The 1,614-nt window shown below is 56.6% G+C and carries 2 rRNA genes; both read left to right on the top strand.

Annotated elements, in window-relative coordinates:
- A 23S ribosomal RNA gene (locus tag Ate02nite_RS48515) occupies positions 1-1,389 on the top strand; the annotation flags it as partial.
- A gap of 98 nt (positions 1,390-1,487) precedes the next feature.
- A 5S ribosomal RNA gene (gene rrf, locus Ate02nite_RS48510) occupies positions 1,488-1,604 on the top strand.
- The last annotated feature ends 10 nt before the right edge of the window (positions 1,605-1,614 follow it).

The following is a 1,614-nucleotide window of genomic DNA, read 5'->3' as shown; positions in this document are numbered from 1 at the left end:
AAGGCTGAGACGTGATGCCGAGCCGTATCAGGTGAAGTCAGTGATCCTATGCTGCCGAGAAAAGCCTCTAGCGATGTTCCGAGCGGCCCGTACCCGAAACCGACACAGGTGGTCAGGTAGAGAATACCGAGGCGACGGGCGAACTGTGGTTAAGGAACTCGGCAAATTGCCCCCGTAACTTAGGGAGAAGGGGGGCCGGACGCGTGAAGCCCCTTTGCGGGTGGAGCGTGGTATGGCCGCAGAGAGCAGGGGGAAGCGACTGTTTACTAAAAACACAGGTCCATGCCAAGTCGTAAGACGATGTATATGGACTGACGCCTGCCCGGTGCTGGAACGTTAAGGGGACCTGTTAGCCCGTAAGGGCGAGGCGGAGAACTTAAGCGCCAGTAAACGGCGGTGGTAACTATAACCATCCTAAGGTAGCGAAATTCCTTGTCGGGTAAGTTCCGACCTGCACGAATGGCGTAACGACTTCCCCACTGTCTCAACCACAGGCCCGGCGAAATTGCAGTACGAGTAAAGATGCTCGTTACGCGCGGCAGGACGGAAAGACCCCGGGACCTTTACTATAGCTTGACATTGGTATCCGAATGTAATTGTGTAGGATAGGTGGGAGCCTGTGAAGCTTGGACGCCAGTTCAGGTGGAGGCATTGTTGAAATACCACTCTGTTGGATTTGGGTATCTAACTTGCGGCCCTGATCGGGTCGAGGGACAGTGTCTGGTGGGTAGTTTAACTGGGGCGGTTGCCTCCTAAAGGGTAACGGAGGCGCCCAAAGGTTCCCTCAGCCTGGTTGGCAATCAGGTGTTGAGTGTAAGTGCACAAGGGAGCTTGACTGTGAGACTGACGGGTCGAGCAGGGACGAAAGTCGGGACTAGTGATCCGGCACTTGCGTGTGGAAGCGGTGTCGCTCAACGGATAAAAGGTACCCCGGGGATAACAGGCTGATCTTCCCCAAGAGTCCATATCGACGGGATGGTTTGGCACCTCGATGTCGGCTCGTCGCATCCTGGGGCTGTAGCAGGTCCCAAGGGTTGGGCTGTTCGCCCATTAAAGCGGTACGCGAGCTGGGTTTAGAACGTCGTGAGACAGTTCGGTCCCTATCCGCCGTGCGCGTTGGATACTTGAGAAGGGCTGTCCCTAGTACGAGAGGACCGGGACGGACGAACCTCTGGTGTGCCAGTTGTCCCGCCAGGGGCACGGCTGGTTGGCTACGTTCGGAAGGGATAACCGCTGAAAGCATCTAAGCGGGAAGCCTGCTTCGAGATGAGGTATCCCACCACCTTGAGTGGGTAAGGCTCCCAATAGACTATTGGGTTGATAGGCTGGAGATGTAAGCCAGGTAACTGGTTCAGTCGACCGGTACTAATAGGCCGAGGGCTTAACCACCCTAAACTTTTTGCTCGACGCGTCCACTGTGTGATTCACAGCAAACGAACAACCACCCCCGTCCAACGGGGTTGCTGGTTTGTTCCGCTGAAGACTGTTTCGGTGGTCATAGCGGAGGGGAAACGCCCGGTCTCATTCCGAACCCGGAAGCTAAGCCCTCCAGCGCCGATGGTACTGCACTCGGGAGGGTGTGGGAGAGTAGGACGCCGCCGGACTCAACGTGAC

This window comes from Paractinoplanes tereljensis (assembly GCF_016862435.1).
GTDB classification, from domain to species: domain Bacteria; phylum Actinomycetota; class Actinomycetes; order Mycobacteriales; family Micromonosporaceae; genus Actinoplanes; species Actinoplanes tereljensis.
Note: the sequence above shows the minus strand (reverse complement) of the source record. Positions and strands in the feature narration are given on the sequence as shown.